18 protein-coding genes and 1 pseudogene are annotated in these 23457 nt (G+C 67.2%); 6 read left to right on the forward strand and 13 right to left on the reverse strand.

Going from position 1 to position 23457, the window contains the following annotated elements; genetic code table 11:
* Positions 1-2: 2 nt before the first annotated feature.
* A complete protein-coding gene (glyA, locus tag BACI71_RS16445) occupies positions 3-1310 on the reverse strand; it encodes a serine hydroxymethyltransferase (protein ID WP_159760451.1) in 1308 nt (435 codons plus the stop codon).
* The gene (gene rpiB / locus BACI71_RS16450) at positions 1307-1741 is read right to left on the reverse strand and encodes a ribose 5-phosphate isomerase B (protein ID WP_159760453.1); all 435 of its coding nucleotides are present in this window, start codon (positions 1739-1741) and stop codon (positions 1307-1309) included. The genes glyA and rpiB overlap by 4 nt, the downstream gene beginning before the upstream one ends.
* A 97-nt stretch (positions 1742-1838) precedes the next feature.
* On the opposite strand from rpiB, the gene BACI71_RS16455 reads away from it, so the two are divergent.
* Positions 1839-2300 (forward strand): hypothetical protein, encoded by a 462-nt coding sequence (locus BACI71_RS16455; RefSeq protein WP_159760455.1) that lies wholly within the window; start codon positions 1839-1841, stop codon positions 2298-2300.
* A gap of 23 nt (positions 2301-2323) precedes the next feature.
* Here BACI71_RS16455 and BACI71_RS16460 read toward each other — a convergent pair whose 3' ends face one another.
* Both BACI71_RS16460 and BACI71_RS16465 read right to left on the reverse strand, forming a co-directional pair.
* Positions 2324-3208 (reverse strand): HpcH/HpaI aldolase/citrate lyase family protein, encoded by an 885-nt coding sequence (locus BACI71_RS16460; protein WP_159760457.1) that lies wholly within the window; start codon positions 3206-3208, stop codon positions 2324-2326.
* A complete protein-coding gene (locus BACI71_RS16465) occupies positions 3205-3804 on the reverse strand; it encodes an NADPH-dependent FMN reductase (protein ID WP_028967553.1) in 600 nt (199 codons plus the stop codon). The genes BACI71_RS16460 and BACI71_RS16465 overlap by 4 nt, the downstream gene beginning before the upstream one ends.
* A gap of 69 nt (positions 3805-3873) precedes the next feature.
* Between BACI71_RS16465 and BACI71_RS16470 the strand changes: the two genes are divergently transcribed.
* The 3 genes and pseudogenes from BACI71_RS16470 to BACI71_RS16480 all read left to right on the forward strand — a co-directional run bounded on the left by BACI71_RS16470 (position 3874) and on the right by BACI71_RS16480 (position 9234).
* Positions 3874-6027: a transglycosylase domain-containing protein gene (locus BACI71_RS16470; protein WP_159760459.1), complete on the forward strand. Its 2154-nt coding sequence runs from the start codon at positions 3874-3876 to the stop codon at positions 6025-6027.
* A 445-nt stretch (positions 6028-6472) separates the two neighbouring features.
* Positions 6473-7150 (forward strand): annotated as a pseudogene (locus BACI71_RS18275) (glycoside hydrolase); the annotation flags it as partial.
* Positions 7151-7848: 698 nt separating this feature from the next.
* On the forward strand, positions 7849-9234 hold the full coding sequence (locus BACI71_RS16480) for a family 43 glycosylhydrolase (protein WP_159760463.1): 1386 nt from the start codon (positions 7849-7851) through the stop codon (positions 9232-9234).
* Between the two features lie 128 nt (positions 9235-9362).
* On the opposite strand, the gene BACI71_RS16485 is transcribed toward BACI71_RS16480, so the two are convergent.
* Entirely contained in the window at positions 9363-11708 is a 2346-nt protein-coding gene (locus BACI71_RS16485) for a glycoside hydrolase family 31 protein (RefSeq protein ID WP_159761298.1), read from the reverse strand.
* A 102-nt stretch (positions 11709-11810) separates the two neighbouring features.
* Here BACI71_RS16485 and BACI71_RS16490 point away from each other — a divergent pair, with 102 nt between their 5' ends.
* Both BACI71_RS16490 and BACI71_RS16495 read left to right on the forward strand, forming a co-directional pair.
* On the forward strand, positions 11811-13424 hold the full coding sequence (locus BACI71_RS16490) for a DUF5597 domain-containing protein (protein WP_159760465.1): 1614 nt from the start codon (positions 11811-11813) through the stop codon (positions 13422-13424).
* A gap of 444 nt (positions 13425-13868) precedes the next feature.
* On the forward strand, positions 13869-14606 hold the full coding sequence (locus tag BACI71_RS16495) for a hypothetical protein (protein WP_159760467.1): 738 nt from the start codon (positions 13869-13871) through the stop codon (positions 14604-14606).
* Between the two features lie 339 nt (positions 14607-14945).
* Here the strand turns inward: BACI71_RS16495 and BACI71_RS16500 are convergent, their stop codons facing one another.
* The 8 genes from BACI71_RS16500 to scpA all read right to left on the reverse strand — a co-directional run bounded on the left by BACI71_RS16500 (position 14946) and on the right by scpA (position 23457).
* Positions 14946-15434 carry a hypothetical protein gene (locus BACI71_RS16500; RefSeq protein ID WP_201297400.1) on the reverse strand — a complete coding sequence of 163 codons (489 nt, stop codon included), beginning with the start codon at positions 15432-15434 and terminating at the stop codon, positions 14946-14948.
* Between the two features lie 165 nt (positions 15435-15599).
* Positions 15600-17120, reverse strand: a complete 1521-nt coding sequence (locus BACI71_RS16505) for an efflux transporter outer membrane subunit (RefSeq protein WP_159760469.1) — start codon at positions 17118-17120, stop codon at positions 15600-15602.
* A gap of 69 nt (positions 17121-17189) precedes the next feature.
* Positions 17190-19250 carry an acetyl-CoA carboxylase biotin carboxylase subunit gene (locus BACI71_RS16510; protein ID WP_159760471.1) on the reverse strand — a complete coding sequence of 687 codons (2061 nt, stop codon included), beginning with the start codon at positions 19248-19250 and terminating at the stop codon, positions 17190-17192.
* Between the two features lie 23 nt (positions 19251-19273).
* A complete protein-coding gene (locus tag BACI71_RS16515; RefSeq protein WP_159760473.1) occupies positions 19274-19534 on the reverse strand; it encodes a DUF2442 domain-containing protein in 261 nt (86 codons plus the stop codon).
* On the reverse strand, positions 19518-19751 hold the full coding sequence (locus BACI71_RS16520) for a DUF4160 domain-containing protein (RefSeq protein WP_159760475.1): 234 nt from the start codon (positions 19749-19751) through the stop codon (positions 19518-19520). Before BACI71_RS16520 ends, BACI71_RS16515 begins: the two co-directional genes overlap by 17 nt.
* Positions 19752-20768, reverse strand: coding sequence for a biotin synthase BioB (gene bioB / locus BACI71_RS16525; RefSeq protein WP_443018486.1), 1017 nt, complete (start codon positions 20766-20768; stop codon positions 19752-19754).
* Positions 20756-21136, reverse strand: coding sequence for a lysozyme inhibitor LprI family protein (locus BACI71_RS16530; protein WP_159760477.1), 381 nt, complete (start codon positions 21134-21136; stop codon positions 20756-20758). Before BACI71_RS16530 ends, bioB begins: the two co-directional genes overlap by 13 nt.
* A gap of 128 nt (positions 21137-21264) precedes the next feature.
* The gene (gene scpA, locus BACI71_RS16535) at positions 21265-23457 is read right to left on the reverse strand and encodes a methylmalonyl-CoA mutase (protein WP_236553027.1); all 2193 of its coding nucleotides are present in this window, start codon (positions 23455-23457) and stop codon (positions 21265-21267) included.

The following is a 23457-nucleotide window of genomic DNA, read 5'->3' on the forward strand; positions in this document are numbered from 1 at the left end:
CCTTAGCTGTAGATCGGGAACCGAGCGCACAGCGCGCGAACACGTTCCCGCACATTCGCTTCGACGGTGGCGTCCCCGGCCTCTCCCTTTTCGCGCAGGCCGTCGAGCACGTCGGCAACCATGTTGCCGATCTCGCGGAACTCCGCGGTGCCGAAACCGCGCGTCGTGCCGGCGGGCGAGCCGACCCGGATCCCGCTGGTCTTGACCGGCGGCAGCGGGTCGTTCGGGATCCCGTTCTTGTTGCAGGTGATCCCGGCACGCTCCAGCGCCTCGTCCGCATCGCGACCGGTGATGCCGAGCGGGGTGAGGTCGACCAGCGCCAGATGCGTGTCGGTCCCGCCCGAAACGAGGTCCGCACCGCGCTCCTTGAGCGTCGCCGCGAGAACCTTGGCGTTTTCGACCACCGCGGCGGCATAGCTCTTGAACTCGGGGCGCAGCGCCTCGCCGAACGCCACCGCCTTGGCGGCGACGACGTGCATCAGCGGTCCGCCCTGCAGCCCCGGGAACACCGCCGAGTTGATCTTCTTCGCGATCGCCTCATCATTGGTCAACACCATGCCGCCGCGCGGGCCACGCAGCGTCTTGTGCGTGGTGGTGGTGACGACATGCGCATGGCCGAACGGCGTCGGATGAACGCCGCCCGCGACCAGTCCGGCGAAATGCGCCATATCGACCATGAAGAACGCCCCGACCTTGTCGGCGATCGCCCGGAAGCGCGCGAAGTCGATGTGGCGCGGATACGCCGAGCCACCGGCGATCAGGAGCTTCGGCTGCGTCTCGACGGCCTGCTTCTCGACCGCATCATAATCGATCAGATGCGTGTCGGCGGCGACGCCGTACTGGACGGCGTTGAACCACTTGCCGCTCATCGCCGCGCGTGCACCGTGCGTCAGGTGCCCGCCCGCGTCGAGGCTGAGGCCCATGATCGTGTCGCCCGGCTTCACCAGCGCCAGCATCACCGCGCCGTTCGCCTGCGCGCCCGAATGCGGCTGGACGTTGACGAACCCGCAGTCGAAGAGCTGCTTGGCGCGATCGATCGCGAGCTGCTCCACCTCGTCGGACGGGTGACAGCCCTGATAATAACGCTTGCCCGGATAGCCCTCGGCGTACTTGTTGGTGAACACCGAACCCTGCGCCTCCAGCACGGCGCGGCTGACGATATTTTCCGACGCGATCAGCTCGATCTGCGTCTGCTCGCGGGTCAGCTCATGCTCGACGCCGGCGAACACCGCCGCATCGGCGTCAGCGAGACCGCGGGTGAAGAAACCATCCGGCTGGATGTCGGAAAGCGAGGTCGGGTTGGTGCTCATGCGGGCTCCTTGAGCATGTCGACGCGCGCGGCATGGCGCCCGCCGAGAAAATCCGTGGAGAAAAAGGCGCGAAGGCAGGCGCGTGCCATCTCGGGGCCGATCAGCCGCGCGCCGAAAGCGATGGCGTTCGCGTCATTGTGCGCGCGCGCCAGTTCGGCCGACAGCGGTTCGCTGACCAGAGCGCAGCGGACCGCCGGGTTGCGGTTGGCGGCGATCATGATGCCGATCCCCGACCCGCAGATCGCGACGCCGCGCTCCGCCTCGCCCGCCGCCAGCGTGTCGGCGAGGCGCCGGCCGTAATCGGGATAGTCGACGCTGGCGGTGCCGTGCGTGCCGAGATCGACCACCTCATGCCCTTCGCCCGCCATCCAGTCGCGCAAATCGTCCTTCAACTGGACGGCGGCATGGTCGCAGGCGATGGCGATACGCACGGATCGACTCCCGGAATGACTGGATCGCCGCGCTCTAGCGATCCGTGCGCGGCAAAGCTACCCGGAACGCGGCACCGCCACAGCAGGTTGATGTACCATGACGAAGCGCCTGACCCTCCTCGCCGTCCCGCTGACGCTCGCCGCCTGTGCGCAGCCGGCTCCCGACCCTTCACCGAGCGCGACGCCGAGCGAGCGCGTCGGCCCGCTCGCTGCGCCGCGTGATGAACCGGGCGGCGGGCAGCTGCGCGACAATGCCGTCGAACCCGCCGCCCCCGCGGCGCTGGAGGAGCGCTATCTCGGGCGCTGGATCGGGGTGGAGGGCATGTTCCTCGACGTCACCCGGCGCGAGGGGGGCGGGGTAACGCTCGACATGCAATGGGACCTCGATCACCGCGGCACGTTCGACGGGTCAGTGACCGCCGAAGGCCTGCGCTTCATGCGCAACGGCGTGGCGGAACTTGCGGTGCCGGGGAATGGCGACGCGACCGGGCTCAAGTGGCTGGCGGGCAAGAAGGACTGCCTGATCGTCAAGTCGGGCGAGGGCTATTGCCGGAAATAGGCGCCGGTCTCGCGGGGCGAGCGTCAGACTGCGGGACCGCCAACCGCGGATGACGTTCTTGCGGCGATCGCCCCGGCCAGTGCCAGCACCCGCCGTGCCTCTTCCAGATGCAGCCGCTCGACCATACGCCCGTCGACGCGGATCGCGCCTTCATCCTCGCGCCCGTCGAACGCTGCCGCCAACATCCGCGCCGCTTCCACATCGTCGTCGGACGGTCCGAAGGCGTCATTCGCCGCCGCGATCTGCGCCGGGTGGATCAGCGTCTTGCCATCGAATCCGTACCCGCGCCCCTGCGCACATTCCGCCGCGATCGCCGCCTGATCGTCGAGCGTGTTGATGACCCCGTCCAGCGCCACGAGCCCGGCAGCGCGCGCCGCGAGGACGATTTGCGCCAGCATCGGCAACAACGGCGCGCGGTCCGGGCCGGCCCGACACCGCAACTCCCGCGCCAGATCGTTGGTACCCGCCACCAGCGTCGTCAGACCGCTTGCGGCTGCGCCCGCGACGATCGTCGGCAGCCCCAGCACGCCCGCACAGGTCTCGATCATCGCCCAGAGCGAAGGCCCCTCACCCAGCGCCGCCCGCGCCTGGGACAGGTTCGCCACATTCTCCAGCTTCGGCAGCAGCACTGCGTCCGGCGCCACGTCGCCGAACGCCGCGAGATCATCCGCCCCCCACGGCGTATCGGGCGCATTCACCCGCACCACCAGTTCACGCGGGCCAAAACCGCCCTCGCGGATCGCCGCGACCGCCGCCGCGCGTGCCACGCCCTTCTGTGCCGGCGCGACGGCATCCTCCAGATCGAGGATCACCACGTCGCACGGCAAGCTCCGCGCCTTCTCGATCGCGCGTGCGTTCGAGGCCGGCAGGAACAGCGCACTCCGCCGCGGCCGCACCGTATCGCTCATGCCGCCACACCACCGCCGGACAGCGGCGCGAACCGCGCGACCTGCCGCCCGATCAGCCGCAATTGCTCGACCACCGCCGGATCGCTCGCCCCGCCCTCGTCGTCGAAACGGGTCACCTGCGTGTTGATCGCGGCGGCGAACGGTGTCGGCCAGCCGCGCAGCGCATGGACGATCGAACGCAGCGCCGCGATCGTCGAGCCGGTCGCCTGCCAGCCATAAGCGGTCGCGATCAGCCCGACCGGCATGTCGGCCAGGTAAGGCCGCGAATCGCGCGCGGTCTCTTCCAGCAGATCGAGCGCGTTCTTCACCACACCCGAGATGCTGCCGTGATAGCCGGGGCTGGAGATGATCACCGCCGACGCCTGCCGCACCGCCTCGACGAACGCCTGCTCCTCGGGCGTGCGCGAGGTCGCGCGCGGATCGTAGAGCGGCAGCCGCGCCATGTCGGCGCCCCCGAACATCTGCGTGCGAAAGCCCTGCGCTGCCGCCTCGCCCAGCGCGATCCGCAGCGCGCGCTCGGTCGACGACACGCCCCCGATCGTTCCCCCGATCCCCACCACCAGCGGCGCGAGCGCGCCTTTCGCATCATCCTGCATTTGGCTATCCTTGTCCGGCGCGGGCCCCGCTTGCGATAACTGTTATACCAGCGTAAGACACCAACAGCCATGCGCCCCGACCCCTACGACACCGGCCGCGTCCGCTACAACCACGCACGCGGCGACCATCCGGGCACCAACCCGGAACCGTTGCCGTCGTTCGACGCATGGCACGACGGCGCGCGCGATGCCGATGCTCCTTATGGCGCTTCGCGTTTCGACGACGGCGGCGATCCGCCGCCGCGGTGGCGCCGGATCGCGTGGGGCAAGTGGATCGTGCGCGGCCTCGCCGCATCGATCGTGCTGTTCGTGGTCGCGGTCATCTGGCTGGCGGTCACCGCGCCCTTGTCGCGCTCGCTCAAGCCGCCGACGCCGCCGTCGATCACGCTGACCGCCGCCGATGGCACGCCGATCGCGCGGCGTGGCGCGATCATCGGCACGCCGGTCGATGCCAAAACGCTGCCCCCGCACGTCCGCGAGGCTTTCCTTGCGATCGAGGACCGGCGCTTCTATTCGCACTGGGGGATCGACCCGCGCGGGATCGCGCGCGCGGCGTGGGCGAACGTCGGCTCGGGCGGCGTCCGGCAGGGCGGCTCGACGATCACGCAGCAACTGGCGAAAAACGCCTTCCTCGATTCGGATCGCACTGCCGCGCGCAAGATCCGCGAGGTCATGATCGCCTTCTGGCTGGAGGCGTGGCTCAGCAAGGACGAGATCCTCTCGCGCTACCTGTCGAACGTCTATTTCGGCGATAACGTCTACGGCATCACCGCCGCGTCGAAACATTATTTCGGGCGCACCCCGCAGAAGCTGAACGTCGGTCAGGCGGCGATGCTCGCGGGGTTGGTCAAGGCGCCGTCACGCCTCGCCCCCACCGGCAATCTGAAGGGGGCACGTGCCCGGCAGGCGGTAGTGATCGGCGCGATGGTCGACGCCGGCTTCCTGACGAAGGCCGCAGCGGCGACCGTCCAGCCGCAGCGCGTGCTCGCCGCGCGCACCGATACGCTGCCGACCGGTACCTATTTCGCCGACTGGGTCCTCCCCACCGCGCGCGAGGTCGCAGGCGACGCGGGCACCGAGGCAACCGTGAAGACGACGCTCGACCGCGGGCTGCAATCGACCGCCGAGCGTGTCGTGCGGCAGGCCAGCCTGGGCGGACTGCAGGCGGCGGTGGTTGCGATGCGCCCGGATGGCGAAGTCGTCGCGATGGTCGGCGGCCGCGATTACAAGACCAGCGCCTTCAACCGCGCCGTACAGGCCAAACGCCAGCCGGGCTCGACCTTCAAGCTGTTCGTCTATCTCGCCGCGCTGCGCGCCGGGTTGACCCCCGACGACGTTCGCGACGACTCGCCGGTCGAGATCGCCGGCTGGAAGCCGCGCAACGACGACGGGCGCTATCTCGGCCCGATCACGCTGCGCCGCGCGTTCGCGCGGTCCTCGAACGTGGTCGCTGCGCGGCTGACGCAGGAGGTCGGCGTGCGCAACGTCATCAAGACCGCGCGCGATCTCGGCATCACCACGCCGATCCCCAACGAGGCGACGATCGGGCTCGGCACCGCCGAAGTCTCGCTGCTCGAACTGACCGGCGCCTATGCCGCGATCGCCAACGGCCGCTATCCGGTGACGCCGCGCGGCGTCGAGGGCAATCGCAACGCGAGCTGGTATGAGAAGATCGCCGGCCGCGACAGCGAGATGCCGGGCAAGGTGCGCGACGAGATGCGCTCGCTGCTCGGCTCGTCGATCCGCGGCACCGGGCGCGACGCGAACCTGCCCGTCGATGCCTTCGGCAAGACCGGCACCAGTCAGGGCGGGCGCGACGGCTGGTTCATCGGCTTCGCGGGCAATCTCGTCGTCGGCGTCTGGGTCGGCAAGGACGACAGCTCGCCCAACCCCGGCCTGCACGGCGGCGGCATCCCGGCACAGATCTGGCGGCAGTTCATGATGTCCGCGCTGCACATCCCGGTCGTCGTCGCACCCGAAGCGGACGAGATGGGCGTACCGCTCGACAATATGGCGGACGCGGTCGATCGCTTCGGCCGCGTGATCGACGGAGCGCAGCCGTCGATCGAGGATGCGGTCGACCGGCTGCGCGAACTGGGCATCGAGCTGCCGCAACCGCCCGAGCCGCGTCAGCGGGTGCCGGTCGAGCGTTATCCTGAGGATCGCGGTCCACCCCGCGAGGACGACGGCGGTCCTGGCGAAGAGTACGATTACCGCTTCTAGGGTCGATCTGCACTCCCCTTAGCGTCGCCCGGGACTTGTTCCCGGGTCCACTGCTCTTCAAAATCAACCGCTTGGATCATGATGACGTGAGGTCGAACATACCGTTCGTCATTGCGAGCGTAGCGAAGCAATCCGGGGCGTCCGGGTCCGGCTCTGGATTGCTTCGCTACGCTCGCAATGACGGATGACGTTGACGTCATTACGCTTTGAACGCTCGTCGAACGGTGGATGCCGGAACGAGTCCCGCATTATCATTGGCGTGCCGCAGAGGTCTCGATCAACGCCGGGATGATCGGTCCAGGCAGCCTTGACCACGCCAGCCTCACGCTTATTGTCATACAAAAGCGGGAGAAGTGCTGTTCCGGGTCGATTGTTTCTTGCAGCCTTGCCGCTCGCCGCGCTCGCTGCCCCCGCCGCCGCGCAGGAGCGCGCGGTCACTGTCACCTTGCGCCCGGCGGTCGACCGTCCGTCGACCACCTTCGAGGGCTGGGGCACCGCGCTCGCCTGGTTCGCCGACGTCACCGGCGGCTGGCCCGATGCCGAGCGGAACCGGCTCGCCGACCTCTTCTACGGCAAGGACGGCCTCGGCTGGACGATCGCGCGCTACAATATCGGCGGCGGCAATGCCGCAGGCACCAGGCCGTATCTGCGCCCCGGCGGCGCGGTACCGGGGTTCTGGCGGCAACCGGCGGGCACGGAGGGGCGCGACTGGTGGCGCGCCGACGATCCCGCGATGTGGGACTGGTCGCAGGACCAGCGCCAGCGCTGGTGGCTCGACGCGATCCGCGACCGCGGGAAGACGCCGGTCTTCGAGGCTTTCTCCAATTCGCCGCCGTGGTTCATGACCGTCTCGGGCCGGGTGTCGGGCGCGGATAAGGCCACAGACGACAATCTGCGCCCCGGCTTCGAAAGCGCCTTCGCGGCCTATCTCGCGCACAGCGTCGCCGAATTGCAGAAGCGCCACCGCATCACGTTCCGCACCCTGTCGCCGGTCAACGAGCCGAACACCGATTACTGGTATGCCGCCAACAAGCAGGAAGGCGCGCACTGGAGCCCGGCGCGTCAGGCCGCAATGGTCGACGCCGCGGACGCCGCGCTGAAGGCGCAGGGATTGACGACCGTGGTCGCCGCCCCCGACGAGACCAATTCGGTGCTCTTCCTCGCCGATTGGGCGGCCTATCCCGCCGCGACGCGCGCGCGGGTCGGACAGCTCAACGTCCACAGCTATGGCAACATTCACCAGACCGGGGTGCGCGACGCCGCGCGTGCCGCCGGCGTCCGGTTGTGGATGAGCGAGAATGACGCACCGCTCGACAAGGACCCGGAGGATTTTGCCGGCATGGCCTCGCCGCTGGCGATGGCCGAACATATCGTGCTCGACATCAAGCGGCTGGAGCCCGCCGCCTGGGTCTTCTGGCAAGCGGTCGAGACGCTCAGCACCGTCGACGGCGCAAAGGGGAGCAACTGGGGGCTGTTGAAGGCCGACCTGCGCGCGCCCGCGACCCTGCCTCATGCGATCCACGTCACGCAGAAATATTGGGCGATGGCACAGTTCAGCCGCTACATCCGCCCCGGCGACCGGCTGGTGCCCGTGGACGATCTCGACACGATCGGTGCGCTGTCGCCGGACGGGCGGCGGCTGACGCTGGTCCACGTCAACCCCGGCATCACCCCGCGGCAATTGGCGGTGCCTGCCGGCTGGACGACGCAGATGATCGTCACCGACGCCACGCACCGCGCGACCTGCGTACCGGGAACGCTCGCCCCCGCCCGCGCGATCGTCACCCTCATCCTGCGCCGTGACGGCGCAAAGGACCTGCCATGCCCCGCCTGATCGCCCGCCGGCACCGTTTCGCCCCCGCGCTGCTGCTCCTCGCCGCGCCGCTGACGCTCGCCGCCGACGAACCCGCCCGCTGGGATGCGCCGGGCGCGGGCAACCCGCTGCTCCCCGGTTATTTCGCCGATCCCTCGATCGTCCACGACGGCAACCGCTGGTACATCTTCGCCACCATCGACCCGTGGGGCGACGAACGGCTCGGGCTATGGACGTCGGAGAACGGCCGCGACTGGCGCTTCTCGACGCCGAACTGGCCGACCAAGGCCGCCGCGACCAGCCCGACCTCGGGTGACTCGAAGGTATGGGCACCATCGGTGGTCCACGCAGCGAACGGCCGCTGGTATATGTACGTGTCGGTCGGCAGCGAGGTGTGGGTCGGCAGCGCCGCCTCCCCCGCCGGGCCGTGGCACGACGCCAATGGCGGCAAACCGCTGATCGCGCGCGACTTCGCACCGGCCTATCACATGATCGATGCCGAGGCGTTCATCGACGACGACGGTCGGGCGTATCTCTATTGGGGGTCGGGGCTGAACTGGACCAACGGCCATTGCTTCGTCGTCCGGCTCAAGCCCGACATGGTCACCTTCGACGGCACCCCGCGCGACGTCACCCCGGAAAATTACTTCGAGGGTCCGTTCATGGTGAAGGCCGGGGGCCGCTACCTGCTCACCTACAGCGACGGCAATACCACCAAGGATACCTACAAGGTCCGCTACGCGATCGGCGCGACACCGTTCGGCCCTTTCCACGAGGCGCCGAACAGCCCGCTGCTCCAGACCGACGCCGCGCGCGACATCGTCAGCCCCGGCCATCATGCCGTGTTCCGCTCGCAGGGGCACAGCTACATTCTCTATCACCGGCAAGCGCTCCCCTGGCCGCAATCGGGCGATACGGTGCTGCGGCAAGTGGCGGTCGATCCGCTGACGATCGCAGAGGATGGTACGTTCGTGCCCGTCCGTCCAACGCACGGCAGCACGGTCGCGGGCTTCGTGGCCGCGCGCGACCGTGGCCTGACGTGGACGCCGGTCCGCAACCCCGCGGCGGTCAAGGCCGCAGACGACAATTACGCGACGCTGTGGCGCGCCCCCGCGAACGGGACCGGCAACATCGTCGCCGATCTGGGCGCGGCCCGTCAGGTGACGGGCAGCCGCATCCGGCCGGAATATCCCAACCGCCGCTACCGCTACGCAGTCGAAGCCTCGCGCGACGGTCGGCGCTGGACGCCGCTGCTCGCACCGGGCGAACATCAGGGCTCCCCGGTGACGCTGCGCCATCCCGTCAATGCACGCTACCTACGGCTGACCGTGGCGACGCCGGGCGCCGGCCTGTGGGAATGGTCGATCGACGGCGACAAACCGCATCGCCGTTAACGTCTCCGTCATTGCGAGCGTAGCGAAGCAATCCAGGGCGTCCTGATCCGGCCCTGCATTGCTTCGCTACGCTCGCAATGGCACCCCACCCTCGTCATCCCGCGAAGGCCGGGGCAACACGGGTCGCCTTACTTCACCACCTGCACCAATCCCGCCGCATCCTGTCCGGTCGGCAACCGCCCCGACGCGCTCAGCCGACCGGCCGCATCGTCCCACGACAGCGTCGCGCTGCGCCCGCCCTTGGTGCGGTAATCGTTGGTCGTGCCGTCGTCGTCATACAGCGTGAAGCTGGTGCTGCGCCCCGGATAGACGCGGATCAGCTCCAGCTTCTGCTCGGTCGCGGTGCTCGGCACCGCCGCGCCGAACGGCACGATCGAACCCGCGCGGACGAACAACGGGATCTGGTCGATCGGTGCGGCGGCTGTGATCGTCTGCCCGCCGGTGTAGCGCCGGTTCGTCCAGTAATCGTACCAGTCCGCCCCCGCCGGCAGGTACACCTTGCGCTCGGTTACGCCCTGATCGGTCACCGGCGCCACGAGGAACGCCGGCCCGAACATATATTGGTCGCCGATCGTCGCGACGTTGGGATCGTCGGGGAAGTCCATGAACAGCGCGCGCATGAACGGCGCGCCGCTCTTGTAGGTGCCGTAACCCAGCGAATAGAGGTACGGCATCAGGGCGTACCGCAGCTTCAGGAATTTCGCGAGCACCGGCTCGGCCGCCGCGCCATACTCCCAGATTGCCGTCGCGGGACGTTGCCCGTGGATACGCAGCGTCGGCGTAAAGCTGTTGTACGCGAACCAGCGTGCGAACAACTCCGGATAATCGGGGTAATTTGCGCCCATTGCTGTCGCCCCGGCCGGATCGAGCAGCACCGGACGCGACGCGACCGGGCCGCTCGGCCACTGCCATCCGCCGGTATCGCTGCTCCAATAGGCCATGCCGCTGGCGGTAAAGCCAAGCCCCGCAGGCACTTGCCGCTTGAGCACTTCCCACGTCGACTGCACGTCCGACGACCAGAACAACGCCCCCGTCCGCTGCACCCCCAAATAAGCCGCCCGCGACAAAATCAGATTGCGCAAATTTGGCCGGTCACGCGCAGTTCCCTGCGCCACCCCGGCGGTGTGAACTAGCGGGAAAAGATTGTGAAACCGGTCCCCGGTGCCGATCGAATAATGATAGCCGTCCGGCACGAGATCAGGCTCGGTCTCATCAAGCCAGAACCAGTCGAAGCCCTGCGACGCAATATTGTCGCGCAGCTTGCCCCAGAACCAGTTCCGCGCCTCCGGGTTGGTCGAATCGATCAATGCTCCAGCGCGATCGGAACGTACCGCCAGCCCGTCGACCGGCGTCCCGTCCTTGTGGTGGAGCAGCCACCCCTGCGCCGCCAGCATGTCGTAATAGCGCGACTCCTTCTCGAACCGCGGCCAGACGCTGATGATCGAGCGCATGCCCCCGGCTCTGAGCGCGTCGTTCATGCCCCTCGGATCGGGGAAGAAGTTCCGGTCGATGTCGAGCTGGCCCATTCGCGTCCAGTAGAACCAGTCGAGCACCATCACGTCGAGCGGATAGCCGCGCCGGCGGTAGCCATCGGCGATGTCGAGCAGCTCCTTTTGCGTCTCATAGCGCGCCTTGGACTGGATCAACCCGAAGGCGGCTTTGGGCGGCAGGGGCGTGGTACCGGTCAGCCTGGCATAACCCGCGTAAAGCTCGTCGGCGGTCGAACCGCTGATGACGAAAAATGACACGCGCTCCCCGACATTGGACTGAAAATGCGTCCCGTTGTTGAGCCCCGCCGACACCGTCAGCGCCGAGGGATTGTCCCAGACGATCCCATAGCCCTTGTTGGTGACCATGAACGGCACGCATACCGTTTCGCCGGCCGGAGCATCGTAATTGTGCCGACAGTCGATCGTGCGCCCCTTGAGGTCGAGCTTCCCTTCCTGATTTTGCCCGAGCCCATAGAAATGCTCACCGGGCTGAACCGAGAAGCTCGCGCCGACCTTGAACGTCTGCTCGCCCGTGACCGTGTGCGGCGCGCGCTCCCAGCCTTTCATCTCGGTCAGCATGCGTCCGCGACCGTCGGCGAAGGTGATTGACACCGGCGGGAGCGATGGCGCGAAATAGCGCTGCATCTGCGACGGCGCGCCCGGCCAGTGCTGCGACTTGACGGTGACGATCATCGCCGCCGAGGCGAAGACGTCGCCGGTCGCGTCGCTGCGATGCCGCCACCCCGCGGCATCGGCGCTGGCGTTCGGCCCCTCGCCTGGTGACGCGTCCGCAAGGACGCGATCCAGCGCGATCGTCACGCGGATGATGTTCGGGGCATAAGGCTCGATCGCGACCAGTGCACCGTTGCGATCGACCGTGGCCAGCGGCGCGGCGATGGCGGGGATGGCGAAAACTGCCAACCCTCCCACCAGCGCGGCGCGCCACGCGCGCGTCACCTTGCCCCGATCCGCTCGCTCGATCATCATCCCACCCCGTTGCGCTAAGCTTTCATAGCGCTACCATTCCTTAGCGGCACGATGATCCGCGGCACAAGTCAGCCTCGACCGAGGGGATGGGGAGAGGACATGTTCGGACGGATCGCCTTTACTGCAGGGTTGTTGCTTGCGGCCACGGGCACCGCTGCAGCGCAGATTCCGCATCTGGAAAGTCGCCACGGCCGCCATGCGTTGATCGTCGACGGGGCGCCGTTCACGATCCTCGGCGCGCAGGTCAACAATTCGAGCAATTATGCCCAGGTGCTCAAGACCGCGTGGCCGGTACTCGACCGGATTCACGCGAATACCGTCGAAGTGCCGATCGCCTGGCAGCAGGTCGAGCCGCAGGAGGGGCGTTTCGACCTCTCCTTTCTACAAGAATTGCTCGATCAGGCGCGGTCGCATGACAAGCGCGTCGTGCTGCTGTGGTTCGGAACGTGGAAGAACACCTCGCCCGGCTATACCCCGGACTGGGTCAAGCTCGATAATCGTCGCTTCCCGCGGATGAAAAAGCGCGATGGTCAAGATCATGGCGTCCTCAGCGCGCACGGCGCGGCGACGTTGGCGGCGGATCGCACCGCGTTCGTGAAGGTCATGGAATATCTGCGCGACCATGATGCCCAGCACACCGTCATCATGGTCCAGCCGGAGAATGAGACCGGCAGCTATCGCAACCCGCGCGACTATTCTCCGACCGCGAACGGGCTGTTCGCCAAGTCCATTCCGACGGCGCTGGCCAAGAGACTCGGCCGCAGCGGAACATGGTCGCAGGTGTTCGGCGCCCAGGCTGATCGTGCCTTTAACACCTGGTACGTCGCCTCCTATGTCGAGGCGATCGCCGCGGCGGGCAAGGCGGTGAAACCCTTGCCGATGTACGTGAACGCCGCACTCGCCGGCCCCTCGAACGTTCCCGACCCGGATGGAGTCGCGAGCGGCGGACCGCAGCAGGACGTGCTCGAGATCTGGAAAGCCGCAGCACCGCATGTCGATTTCGCCGCACCGGACATCTATGACCGCAAGAGCGCCAACGCGACGGCGTATCTCGATCTATATGCCCGCTCCGATAACGCGTTGATGGTTCCGGAGGTCGGCAATGCACGCGACTTCCACCGCTACGTCTATGCCGCGCTGGGACGCGGCGCGATCGGCTACGCGCCGTTCGGGATGGACGAAAGTGGCTACTTCAACTTCCCGCTCGGCGCGCGCGACCTGAGTGAGACGACGCTCGCACCGCTGACGCTCACCTACCGCATGTTCGGCTCGATCATGCGGGATTGGGCCCGGATCGCGTATGAACACCCGACGTGGGGTGCCGCCAGGCCTGACGACGGCGCCGCTACGTCAACCCGCATGGGGGCCTGGACGATCAAGGCATCCTGGGGCGAGTGGCAGTTCGGGATGCGCGAGTGGACATGGCTCAAAGCCGTCCCAGCGCCGTGGGCGGAAGACATGGTTGGCGGGCTCGCGGTGGCGCAGCTGTCCGCGGACGAGTTCCTGATCGTGGGTGACCATGTCCGGGTTGCGATCGAGCCGGCGGAGAAGGTTTCGGGTGCGCTGGTGTTGCGCGTGGAGGAGGGTGGTTTTGCCGGGGGGTGTTGGGTGACGGCGCGTGTGTGGAATGGCGACCAGACGGACTATGGGATCAATCTGCTCGATCGTCCGCAGGTGCTGAAGGTGACGATGGGGCGTTATCGTCAGGACTAGGCGGAGCGTTGCCGGCGGAAGGCACGACGGCCCCGGTCTTTGTGAAAGACCGGGGCCGTCGTGTGGATGTCTGTATGTTGGTTGCGGGGACAGCACCGACTGGGAACTTGCAGGTTTGTACGAAAGTGAAAACAGATGATTTATTTGGGCTGATTTAATCGGATACCCCCCGTCGTACCCCCGCCCCTTCAAACATGCGACGTTCGGGTTATTTTTTGCGGCGAAATGCATGTCTGCCGACACGTCTCTCCAGAAAGGCACTCCCTCGTGAGGCTGGCGATACGGCCGACGATTAAGATAACGTCAGGTCAGTTTCTTTAGGGTGAGCAGATGATCTGCTCCGCTGCGCCCGTCATCGGCACCCCAACCGAGCTTTAACGCCGGACACTGGAAACCCTTCTGGTCGATCCCGCGAAACTGACCGAGGGCATGGCGGTCGGGATCATGCTCGACGATCTGATCCGTGCAGGTTCATCGCCAATCAGGCCGGTAGAAATACTTGACGTTTCAACTGCGCTGTTCGGCAGCGCGCGGCGACGTGCACTCGCATGGGTGAGGATGCGGTCCCAAGCAACTTCCCGGTATCTGGAACTGCTCTCGCAGGCGATGGAAACCTTTGAGGTTGAACACCGTCACGCCAACGGAAGCGATCACTTCCTGGTGTGGGACGCCTTTCCGGGCCGGCCGAAGTACCTGCGTCCACTTCCAGATCTCCTTACCAAATTGCGGCCGAAGATTCCGCACCCGGTCGCGCGAGATGACGATACCGCTAATTGTGCGATCCGCCGCGCGACGATGTTCTGGCAGTATCTGGCACCTCGTCTGGGTGACGGCATCTGGGACGAGCTTGGTCTCAAACGCTATTTCATGAACGATGTCGTGGGATTGCGCTTCCCCCGTGGGATCGATCTGGACGCGATAGTCGCGACAGAAGGCGATATATGGGCGCTCGAGTACAAGCACAAATTTCCTTACTATGAAGAGGGCGTTGCGACATTCAGGATAAACACGGGTGAGCTCGATCGATTTGGAGCGCTCGTGATGGTCGGATTTCGCATTCTTGACATCGTCGTCGTCAAATCCCATCAAGACATAACCCGCGGGTCGATCGAGCTATTTAACGACGCATACGCACGCAGTAAGACGCGAGTTCTGGCCATCGGATTTACCGCAGACTTGTAGCGGAGCTCCGGGCGTCGCGGTCTACGCCTGCCCGGGCAACGGCACGGGACGCTCGGACCACGCTCTACACGCGGCCAGTACCGGCAGACTGGTTCGATGATCTCGGGGCCCTTCCGGACACGCAACTTTCGACCAGCCTGATCGACAAACTTTACGGCATTGCAAAGCCGGCTTGCTCGCAAGAGCTGCTTGAGCAGGTTAGAATAGATTAATCCATGCCGATCCTCGCGATCTCGCCAGCGGAAGCAGCCTGCGACATATTTGAGCTTGCTGAGGCTGAACCGTCGGGCAAATAATTGATGGTAGATCTTAATCCGACCATTCGGCGCCGGTGGACAGTCATCCGGAACCAACTGCTGGTCCATGAGTAACCAGTCTCCTCTCTGCCCCTTCAGCGGAGCTGGTGTCGGATCGTGGGATCGGCTGCAAAGGCGGGGCATCCGCCACTGCCCGCGACACCTTGCGCGCGACCTCCTCAAGCGTCGCAAGCAGCCTGTTCATCTGCGAGGCGGTGGAGAGGCAGTCGGGCCCGTACCTGGCGACGAGATATTCGCGATCTCGCGCGATGGCCCGGATGTGGGCAGAGGTTCGTTCGCGAAGCACCAGTCCCCGCGCCGTCGCACGCTCAAGACGCACGGTCAGGTCATGACCCATCTTGCGGATTTCGGACCAGGATGAACCCTGAAGCAGGAGGTATGCCGACAAATTCAGCTCGATCGAGTGTATAGCCAGCAGCCGCATGGGTCCGGCGCTGGTCGGGTCGCCGATCAGGATCGCCCCAGAGGATCGATGAGCGGCGTCGCGATAAAAGTCAGCGAGGCGGTTCATGTCGTACGGCGAGGCGTGGTCGCCCGGATAATGATCCGATTTTATGGAGAAAGGCCTACCGGCCATTCGCTAAAATCCTAGGCCGGATCGACATTCAGGATTCCCAAACGCCGTGAAGGCTGATTCATAGGCATCCGTGTCGAGGCTCGGAGCGAGTGATGGGGATTAAGCGGTACGAGTTGAGCGAGGCGCAATGGTCGCGGTCGGGGCGGGCTGGGCGAGCGTCGGCGCGGAGGCGACGCGCGGCGGCGCGGTCGGCACGGTCGTGCTGTCCCAGCCGCCGCCGAGCGCGGCGAAGAGCTGGACCAGCGCGGTCGCCTCGTCGGCGCGCGCCTGTGCCGCGCTGTTGCGGGTGGTGAGCAGCGTCGCTTCCTGCTGGCTGAGCGTCGTGAAGTCGCTCAAACCGCTGCGATATTGTTCGCGCGACAGCAAGGCGGCGTTGCCGGCGGCGTCGAACGCGACCGCCAGCTCGCGCTCGCGGCGATCGGCGGTGTCGAGCGCGACGACGGCGTTCTCGACATCCTCCAGCGCGGTCAGCACGGTGCCCTTATAGGCGGCGAGCGCGGCGTCGGCGGCGGCTTCCTGTCCACGCACCTGACTGCGCAGCCGGCCACCGTTGAAGATCGCCTGCGTCAGTCCCGCGAACAGCCCGCCGGTGACGGTGTCGAGCAGCGAGCCGACTGTATTGGCGCGCGCATTGATGTTCCCGCTGAACGCGAAATTGGGATAGAGCGCCGCCTGTGCGACGCCGATCTGCGCGGTGGCGGCGGCGAGCGTGCGTTCGGCGGCGCGCACGTCGGGGCGCTGGCGGAGCACGTCGGCGGGGATGCCGATCCCGGCGGGCGGCGTGCCGGTCGGGATTGCGCGGACCTCGGCGAGCAACGGCTTGAGCGCGCCGGGTGCCTGCGCGGTCAGCACGCCGAGCCGCGACACCGCGGCGTTATATTGCTGCTCGAGCGTCGGGATCGTCGCGGCGGTCTGCGCGCGCTGTTGCCGCGCCTGCTCCTGATCGAGCGACGAGACGAGCCCGGCCTGCAGGCGGAAGCCCGCGATCTCGAGATTGTCCTCCTGCAACGCCAGGCTGGCGCGGGCATTGGCGAGCTGCTGCTGGTAGAGCCGCGCGAGGATGTAGTTGCGCGCGGTCTCCTGCTGGACGGTCAACAGCGTCGCGGCATAGTCGAACCCGGACGCCTCATATTGGGCGCGGCTCGCCTCGATCGTCCGGCGCACCTCGCCGAACAGCCCGAGCTGGTAGGACGCACTGCCGCCGATCGAGAAATTGTTCGCGCCGCCGCCGCCGCCGATGTTCTGGACGGTGCCATCGGGGAGCGTGATCGTCTGCCCGCCGCCGCGCAGCGTCTCCGAGCGGCTGTAGCCGGTGTTGCCGCTGAGCGTCGGGAGCAGGTCGGCGCGGCTCTGCACCAGCGCCTCGCGCGCCTGCCGCAACCGGGCGACCGCCTGCGCGACGTCGGTGTTCGCGGTCGACGCCTGCTCGACCAGCTGCCCGAGCACCGGATCGTCGAACCGCTGCCACCAGCGCGTCAGATCCTCGGGCGTCGGCGCGGCGCGCACCGAATAGCCGGCGGGCACCGCCAGCGCGGCGGCGGCGGGCGGACGATAATCGGGGCCGACGGTGCAGCCCGCAGCCGCCAGCGCCATCGTCGTGCAGAGAAGAACGCGCCTCATATCGTCGTGCATGACGCACGCATAAGGCGCGCGTCCAGCGCTAATATGTCGCGATATGTCGCGGTCGCATCATTCCAGCTCGAGAATGACCTGATCCACCGCCAGACTGTCGCCGGCCTGCGCCTGCACCGTGGCGACGGTGCCGGATTTCTCGGCGCGGAGGATGTTTTCCATCTTCATCGCCTCGACCACCGCCAGCGCCTGTCCGGCCTCGACGCGGTCGCCCGCCGCGACATCGAGCCGGACGAGCAGCCCCGGCATCGGTGCGATCAGGAACTTCGACAGGTCGGGCGGGACTTTCTCGATCAGATGCGCGGCATAAGGCGCGACGTGCGCGGGGAGGACGCGAACCTTGTGGCGTGCACCGCGCGTGGTGAGCGTGAAGCCGTCGCGTTGCTTGGAGATCGCTACGGTCAGCGGATCGTCGCCATCGACCTGCACGGTGCGCGCGCCGGGAGTGTAGGCGATCGTGGCGTCGAGCGGGCTGCCGTCGACGGTTATGCGGCCATCGCGGATCGTTACGTCATGATCGTGTCCATCGACGCGGGCGACCCATTCGCCCGGTGCCGACAGGACGTGGCCGAGCTGCCCGTCGACCTGCCGCGCGCGCGTCACCTGAGCGTGTGCCGCGACCGCGCCGACCGCGGCGAGCGTCGTCTTGAGCGCGGGGCTGGCGGGCGCGCCGTGGAAGCCGTCGGGATATTCCTCGGCGATGAAGCCGGTGGTGATGTTCCCCGAGCGGAAGCGCGGATGCTGCATCAGCGCCGAGAGGAAGTGCAGGTTGGTCCCCGGCCCCTCGATCGTGAAGGCGTCGAGTGCGGCGACCTGCGCATCGATCGCCGCCTCGCGGGTCGGCGCCCAGGTGACGAGCTTGGCGATCATCGGGTCGTAGAACATGCTGACCTCGCCGCCCTCGGCGACGCCGTCGTCGACGCGGACCCTGACCTCGTCATTGCGAGCGGAGCGAAGCAATCCAGGGCGTCCTGGTCCGTCACTGGATTGCGTCGCTTCGCTCGCAATGACGGATGTGGTCGCCGGCGGCGCATACCGCACCAGCCGCCCGATGCTCGGCAGGAAGCCGCGATACGGGTCCTCGGCATAGACGCGATTCTCGATCGACCAGCCGTAGAGTCGCACGTCGTCCTGCCCGAACGACAGCTTTTCGCCGGCCGCGACGCGGATCATCTGTTCGACCAGATCGAGCCCGGTGATCTCCTCGGTCACCGGATGCTCGACCTGCAGCCGGGTGTTCATCTCGAGGAAATAGAAGCTCTCGCCGGTCGTATCCGCGCCCGAGACGATCAGCTCGACCGTCCCCGCGCTGTAATAGCCGACGGCGCGGGCGAGCGCGACCGCTTGCTCGCCCATCGCCTTGCGCATCGCCGGGGTGATGAACGGCGACGGCGCTTCCTCGACCACCTTCTGGTGGCGGCGCTGGATCGAGCATTCGCGCTCGTTGAGGTAGACGATGTTGCCGTGCTGGTCGCCGAGCAACTGGATCTCGATGTGGCGCGGGCTCTCGATGAACTTCTCGATGAACACGCGGTCGTCCCCGAACGACGCAAGTCCTTCCCGCTTGGTCGCCTCGAAGCCATCGCGGACATCCTGTTCGCTCCACGCCAGCCGCATTCCCTTACCGCCGCCGCCGGCGCTGGCCTTCATCATCACCGGGAAGCCGATCTCGGCGGCGATCCGCACCGCCTCGTCGGTGTCGGCGATCTCGCCGAGATAGCCGGGGACGACGTTGACGCCGGCCGCCTTGGCGAGCTTCTTCGATTCGATCTTGTCGCCCATCGCGGCGATCGCGTTCGGCGGCGGGCCGACGAAGGCGATCCCGGCCTCGGCGCAGGCGCGCGCGAAGCTCTCGCGTTCGGAGAGGAAGCCGTAGCCGGGATGGATGCAGTCCGCGCCGGTTTCCTTCGCGGCGAGCAGGATCAGCTCGGCCTTCAGATAGCTGTCCACCGCCGGTGCCGGCCCGAGCCGCACCGCCTCGTCCGCCATCAGGACGTGCGGGCTGCGCGCGTCGGCGTCCGAATAGACCGCGACGGTGGCGATGCCCATCTTCCTGGCGGTGCGGAAGACGCGGCACGCGATCTCGCCACGGTTGGCGACCAGGATCTTCTTGAACAACGGCCTCTCCTGTTTTTCTTTTCTCAGTTCGCGCGGGCTGCCGGAATCCCATGCAGCAAGCCGTCCGTGCTCAGGTCTTCGTCGATGTCCGGCCAATGGATGCCGTAACCCGCGCCCGCTTTTTCCCAATGCGCCCGCTGCGCGGCGCTGGCGTGCAGCAGCCGTGGATACCAGGCGAGCGGCACCGCGATCGTTCGCCCGTCCATGAGGTCGACGATCAGGCTGGCGTCGTCGAAGCGGACGTCCAGCACGCGCTCGTCGGTGATCCTAGCCGAAATATTCATGCCACGCCTCCAGCAGCAAGGTCCGGTGCTGCCCGACCATGCCGAGAATGTCATTGATCTCGTGCGCGCGAAAGCCGCGGCTGCGCGCCACTTCCACAGGCTCCAGCCAGACCTTGATCGTCGCTTCACCATGATCGACATGGACATGCGGCGGCTCGTTTGGTTCGTGGCTGTAGAAGTAGAAGCGGAACGCGCCGATCCGCAGCACCGTCGGCATCTACTCCGCCGCCTCGCACACGCGCATCGGCTCGGGCGCTTCCATCGGCCGCACCCCCAGCTTCGCGAACAGCGCCGCGTCGGCGCTGTCGCCGCGGTTGCCGGCGGTCAGCAGCTTGTCGCCGGTGAAGATCGAGTTCGCGCCCGCCATGAAGCACAACGCCTGCGTCGCCTCGCCCATGCTCTCGCGCCCCGCCGACAGCCGCACCATGCTGAGCGGCATCGTGATCCGCGCGACCGCGACGGTGCGGACGAACTCGATGTCGTCGATCTTGGCGAGCGGCGTGTCGGCGAGCATGTCGCCGAGCACCGTGCCCTTGACCGGCACCAGCGCATTGACCGGCACGCTTTCAGGATGGCGCGGCAGCGTGGCGAGCGCGTGGACGAAGCCGACGCGATCGGCGCGCGTCTCGCCCATTCCGACGATCCCGCCGCAGCAGACGTTGATCCCCGCCGAGCGGACATTCTCCAGCGTGTCGAGCCGCTCGCCGAAGGTGCGCGTGGTGATGACGTCGCCATACCGCTCGGGCGAGGTGTCGATATTGTGGTTGTAGTAGTCGAGCCCGGCCTCGCCGAGCCGCTGCGCCTGTTCGGGGGTCAGCATCCCCAGCGTCATGCAGGTTTCCATCCCCATGCCGCGCACGCCCGCGATCATCTGGATGATCGCGTCCATGTCGCGGTCCTTGGGATTGCGCCATGCCGCGCCCATGCAGAAACGCTGCGAGCCGGCGTCCTTCGCCTCGGCGGCGCGCTGGAGCACGGCCTGCACGTCCATCAGCTTGGTCGCCTTCACCCCGCTGTCAGCCGCCACCGACTGCGAGCAATAGCCGCAATCCTCCGGGCAGCCGCCGGTCTTGATCGACAGGAGCGTACAGAGCTGCACTTCCGACGGTGCGTGATGCGCGCGGTGGACGGTCTGCGCGCGGTACATCAACTCGTCGAACGGCAGGTCGAACAGATCGGCGATCTCCTCGCGCGTCCAGTCGTTGCGGGTCGTCGTCTCGATCAGCGTTGCCACATCAGGTCCTTCAATTGCGTGACGCGCTCCTTGGTCAGCCGCGCCAGACACTGCAAGCGCGCCATCGGCTGGAGCGAGCCGCCGGCGAACTCGCCGCCTTCGATCGTGCACTGTCTGTCGCGATAGGCGAGCCACGCGCGCTGGCTGGCGAGCGTCGCCGCGGCATAGCCGAAGCCATCGCGCGCGCTGGCGTCGCGGCGCTTCATCGCGGCATAGGTGCGCGGCCATTGCGCGTTCATCGCCGCGTCGGCGGTCCTGTAGCTGGCGGCGGCCTGCGCGTTCATGTCGGCCTGCGTCTGGGCGCTGACGGGGTTGGCTGTCGCCGCGAGCAAGGCGAGGATGGTCGCTACCCCCGCCTGCTTCGTCATTCCCGCGCAGGCGGGAATCCATCGTTCCGCACATGCTGCCGCCGATGTGTATGCGGCACCATGGATCCCCGCCTGCGCGGGGATGACGGAGTGTGTGGAGCGAGTGTTACGTACGACGTGCAGGACCATCATGCGGCTTCTCCCTGCGGGGGCATATTGTGGCCGAGCAGCCGCAATACTTCTTCCGCCGCGGTGATGAGATTGGTGCCCGGCCCGAAGATCGCCTGCACGCCCGCATCGAACAGGGCCTGATAGTCCTGCGCGGGGATCACCCCGCCCGCGATCACCTTGATGTCCGCGCGGCCAGCGTCGCGCAAATGGCCGATCAGTTCGGGGATCAGCGTCTTGTGCCCCGCCGCGAGGCTCGACGCGCCGACGATGTCGACGTCCTTCGCCAGCGCCAGCACCGCGGCCTCTTCCGGTGTCTGGAACAGCGGCCCCGGCACGATCTCGAACCCGAGATCGCCGAACATGCTGCTGACCAGATTGGCGCCACGGTCGTGGCCGTCCTGCCCCATCTTGGCGACCAGCATCCGCGGCTTGCGGCCCAGCCGGCGCTCGGTGGCGGCGACGCCGTCCTCGAGCCGCAACCAGCGCGCGTCGTCGGTATAGGCGCCGCCGTAGACGCCCTTCACCGGCGTCGGCTGCGTGCCATAGCGGCCGAACACATCCTCCATCGCCGAGGAAATCTCGCCGAGCGTGGCACGCGCCCGCGCGCAGTCGACCGCGAGCGCGAGCAGATTGGCGTCGCCCCGCGCACCCTCGCGCAGCGCGTCGAGCGTCGCCCGCGCCGCCGCCTCGTCGCGCGCCGCCTTGACCTGCCGGATGCGGCGAACCTGTGCGTCGCGGACGGCGTGATTGTCGATCGCGAGGATCTCGACCGGATCCTCATTGTCCTTGCGGTATTTGTTAACCCCGACGATCACGTCCTCCGCGCGATCGACCCGCGCCGCGCGCGCCGCGCTCGCCTCCTCGATCATCGCCTTGGGCCAGCCGGCCGCAACCGCCTTGGCCATCCCGCCCTCGCGCTCGACGCGCTCGATGATCGCCCACGCCTCGTCAACCAGCCGCTTCGTCAGCGCCTCGACATAATAGCTGCCGCCGAGCGGATCGACGACGTTGGTCATCCCGGTCTCTTCCTGGATCACGAGCTGCGTGTTGCGCGCGATCCGCGCGGAGAAGTCGGTCGGCAGCGCGATCGCCTCGTCCAGCGCATTGGTATGAAGCGACTGCGTGCCGCCCAGCATCGCCGCCATCGCCTCGATCGTCGTGCGCATGACGTTGTTGTACGGGTCCTGCTCGGTCAGCGAGACGCCGCTGGTCTGGCAGTGGGTGCGCAGCATCTTGCTGCGCTCGTCCCTCGCGCCGAGCTGCGTCATCACGCGGTGCCACAGCACGCGCGCGGCGCGGAGCTTGGCGATCTCCATGAAGAAGTTCATGCCGATCGCGAAGAAGAAGCTGAGCCGCCCGGCGAACTTGTCGATGTCGAGCCCGCTGGCGACGCCGTATTTCACATATTCCATGCCGTCGGCGATGGTGAAGGCCAGCTCCTGCACCTGCGTCGCGCCGGCCTCCTGCATGTGATAGCCGGAAATCGAGATGCTGTTGAACTTCGACATCTCCGCCGAAGTATAGGCGAAGATGTCGGAGATGATCCGCATCGACGGTTCGGGCGGGTAGATATAGGTGTTGCGGACCATGAACTCCTTGAGGATGTCGTTCTGGATGGTCCCGTCGAGCAACTTCCGGTCGACGCCCTGTTCCTCGCCCGCGACGATGAAGAAGGCGAGGATCGGGATCACCGCGCCGTTCATCGTCATGCTGACCGACATCTGATCGAGCGGGATGCCGTCGAACAGGATCTTCATGTCCTCGACGGTGTCGATCGCCACCCCGGCCTTGCCGACATCACCGGTGACGCGCGGATGATCGCTGTCGTAGCCGCGGTGCGTGGCGAGATCGAACGCGACCGACAGCCCCTTCTGCCCCGCCTTGAGGTTGCGGTGGTAGAAAGCGTTCGATTCCTCGGCGGTCGAGAAGCCGGCATATTGGCGGATCGTCCACGGGCGGCCGGCGTACATCGACGCGCGCACCCCGCGCGCGAACGGCGCGAAGCCGGGCAGGCCGGGGTCCCAGCCCGCGACATCCTCGGGCGTGTAGAGCGGCTTGACGTCGATCCCCTCGGGGGTGTGCCACGTCAGGTCGCGGCCCTTCACCTCCTTCGCGGCGGCGGCGGCCCAGCTTTCGGTGCCGGTCGGCGCGGGCGTTCCGATCGCCGCGGCCGCGCCGCTGTCCTCGCCGAGGTTGCGCTCTTCGGCCAT

Source organism: Sphingomonas sp. 8AM, from assembly GCF_902506455.1.
Lineage (GTDB): Bacteria > Pseudomonadota > Alphaproteobacteria > Sphingomonadales > Sphingomonadaceae > Sphingomonas.

Coding starts and splice junctions, on each gene's coding strand:
- glyA (WP_159760451.1), bottom strand. CDS start 1,310: ATGAGCACCAACCCGACCTCGCTTTCCGACATCCAGCCGGATGGTTTC.
- BACI71_RS16455 (WP_159760455.1), top strand. CDS start 1,839: ATGACGAAGCGCCTGACCCTCCTCGCCGTCCCGCTGACGCTCGCCGCC.
- BACI71_RS16460 (WP_159760457.1), bottom strand. CDS start 3,208: ATGAGCGATACGGTGCGGCCGCGGCGGAGTGCGCTGTTCCTGCCGGCC.
- BACI71_RS16465 (WP_028967553.1), bottom strand. CDS start 3,804: ATGCAGGATGATGCGAAAGGCGCGCTCGCGCCGCTGGTGGTGGGGATC.
- BACI71_RS16470 (WP_159760459.1), top strand. CDS start 3,874: ATGCGCCCCGACCCCTACGACACCGGCCGCGTCCGCTACAACCACGCA.
- BACI71_RS16480 (WP_159760463.1), top strand. CDS start 7,849: ATGCCCCGCCTGATCGCCCGCCGGCACCGTTTCGCCCCCGCGCTGCTG.
- BACI71_RS16485 (WP_159761298.1), bottom strand. CDS start 11,708: ATGATCGAGCGAGCGGATCGGGGCAAGGTGACGCGCGCGTGGCGCGCC.
- BACI71_RS16490 (WP_159760465.1), top strand. CDS start 11,811: ATGTTCGGACGGATCGCCTTTACTGCAGGGTTGTTGCTTGCGGCCACG.
- BACI71_RS16495 (WP_159760467.1), top strand. CDS start 13,869: ATGCTCGACGATCTGATCCGTGCAGGTTCATCGCCAATCAGGCCGGTA.
- BACI71_RS16500 (WP_201297400.1), bottom strand. CDS start 15,434: ATGAACCGCCTCGCTGACTTTTATCGCGACGCCGCTCATCGATCCTCT.
- BACI71_RS16505 (WP_159760469.1), bottom strand. CDS start 17,120: ATGAGGCGCGTTCTTCTCTGCACGACGATGGCGCTGGCGGCTGCGGGC.
- BACI71_RS16515 (WP_159760473.1), bottom strand. CDS start 19,534: ATGAATATTTCGGCTAGGATCACCGACGAGCGCGTGCTGGACGTCCGC.
- BACI71_RS16520 (WP_159760475.1), bottom strand. CDS start 19,751: ATGCCGACGGTGCTGCGGATCGGCGCGTTCCGCTTCTACTTCTACAGC.
- BACI71_RS16530 (WP_159760477.1), bottom strand. CDS start 21,136: ATGACGAAGCAGGCGGGGGTAGCGACCATCCTCGCCTTGCTCGCGGCG.
- scpA (WP_236553027.1), bottom strand. CDS start 23,457: ATGGCCGAAGAGCGCAACCTCGGCGAGGACAGCGGCGCGGCCGCGGCG.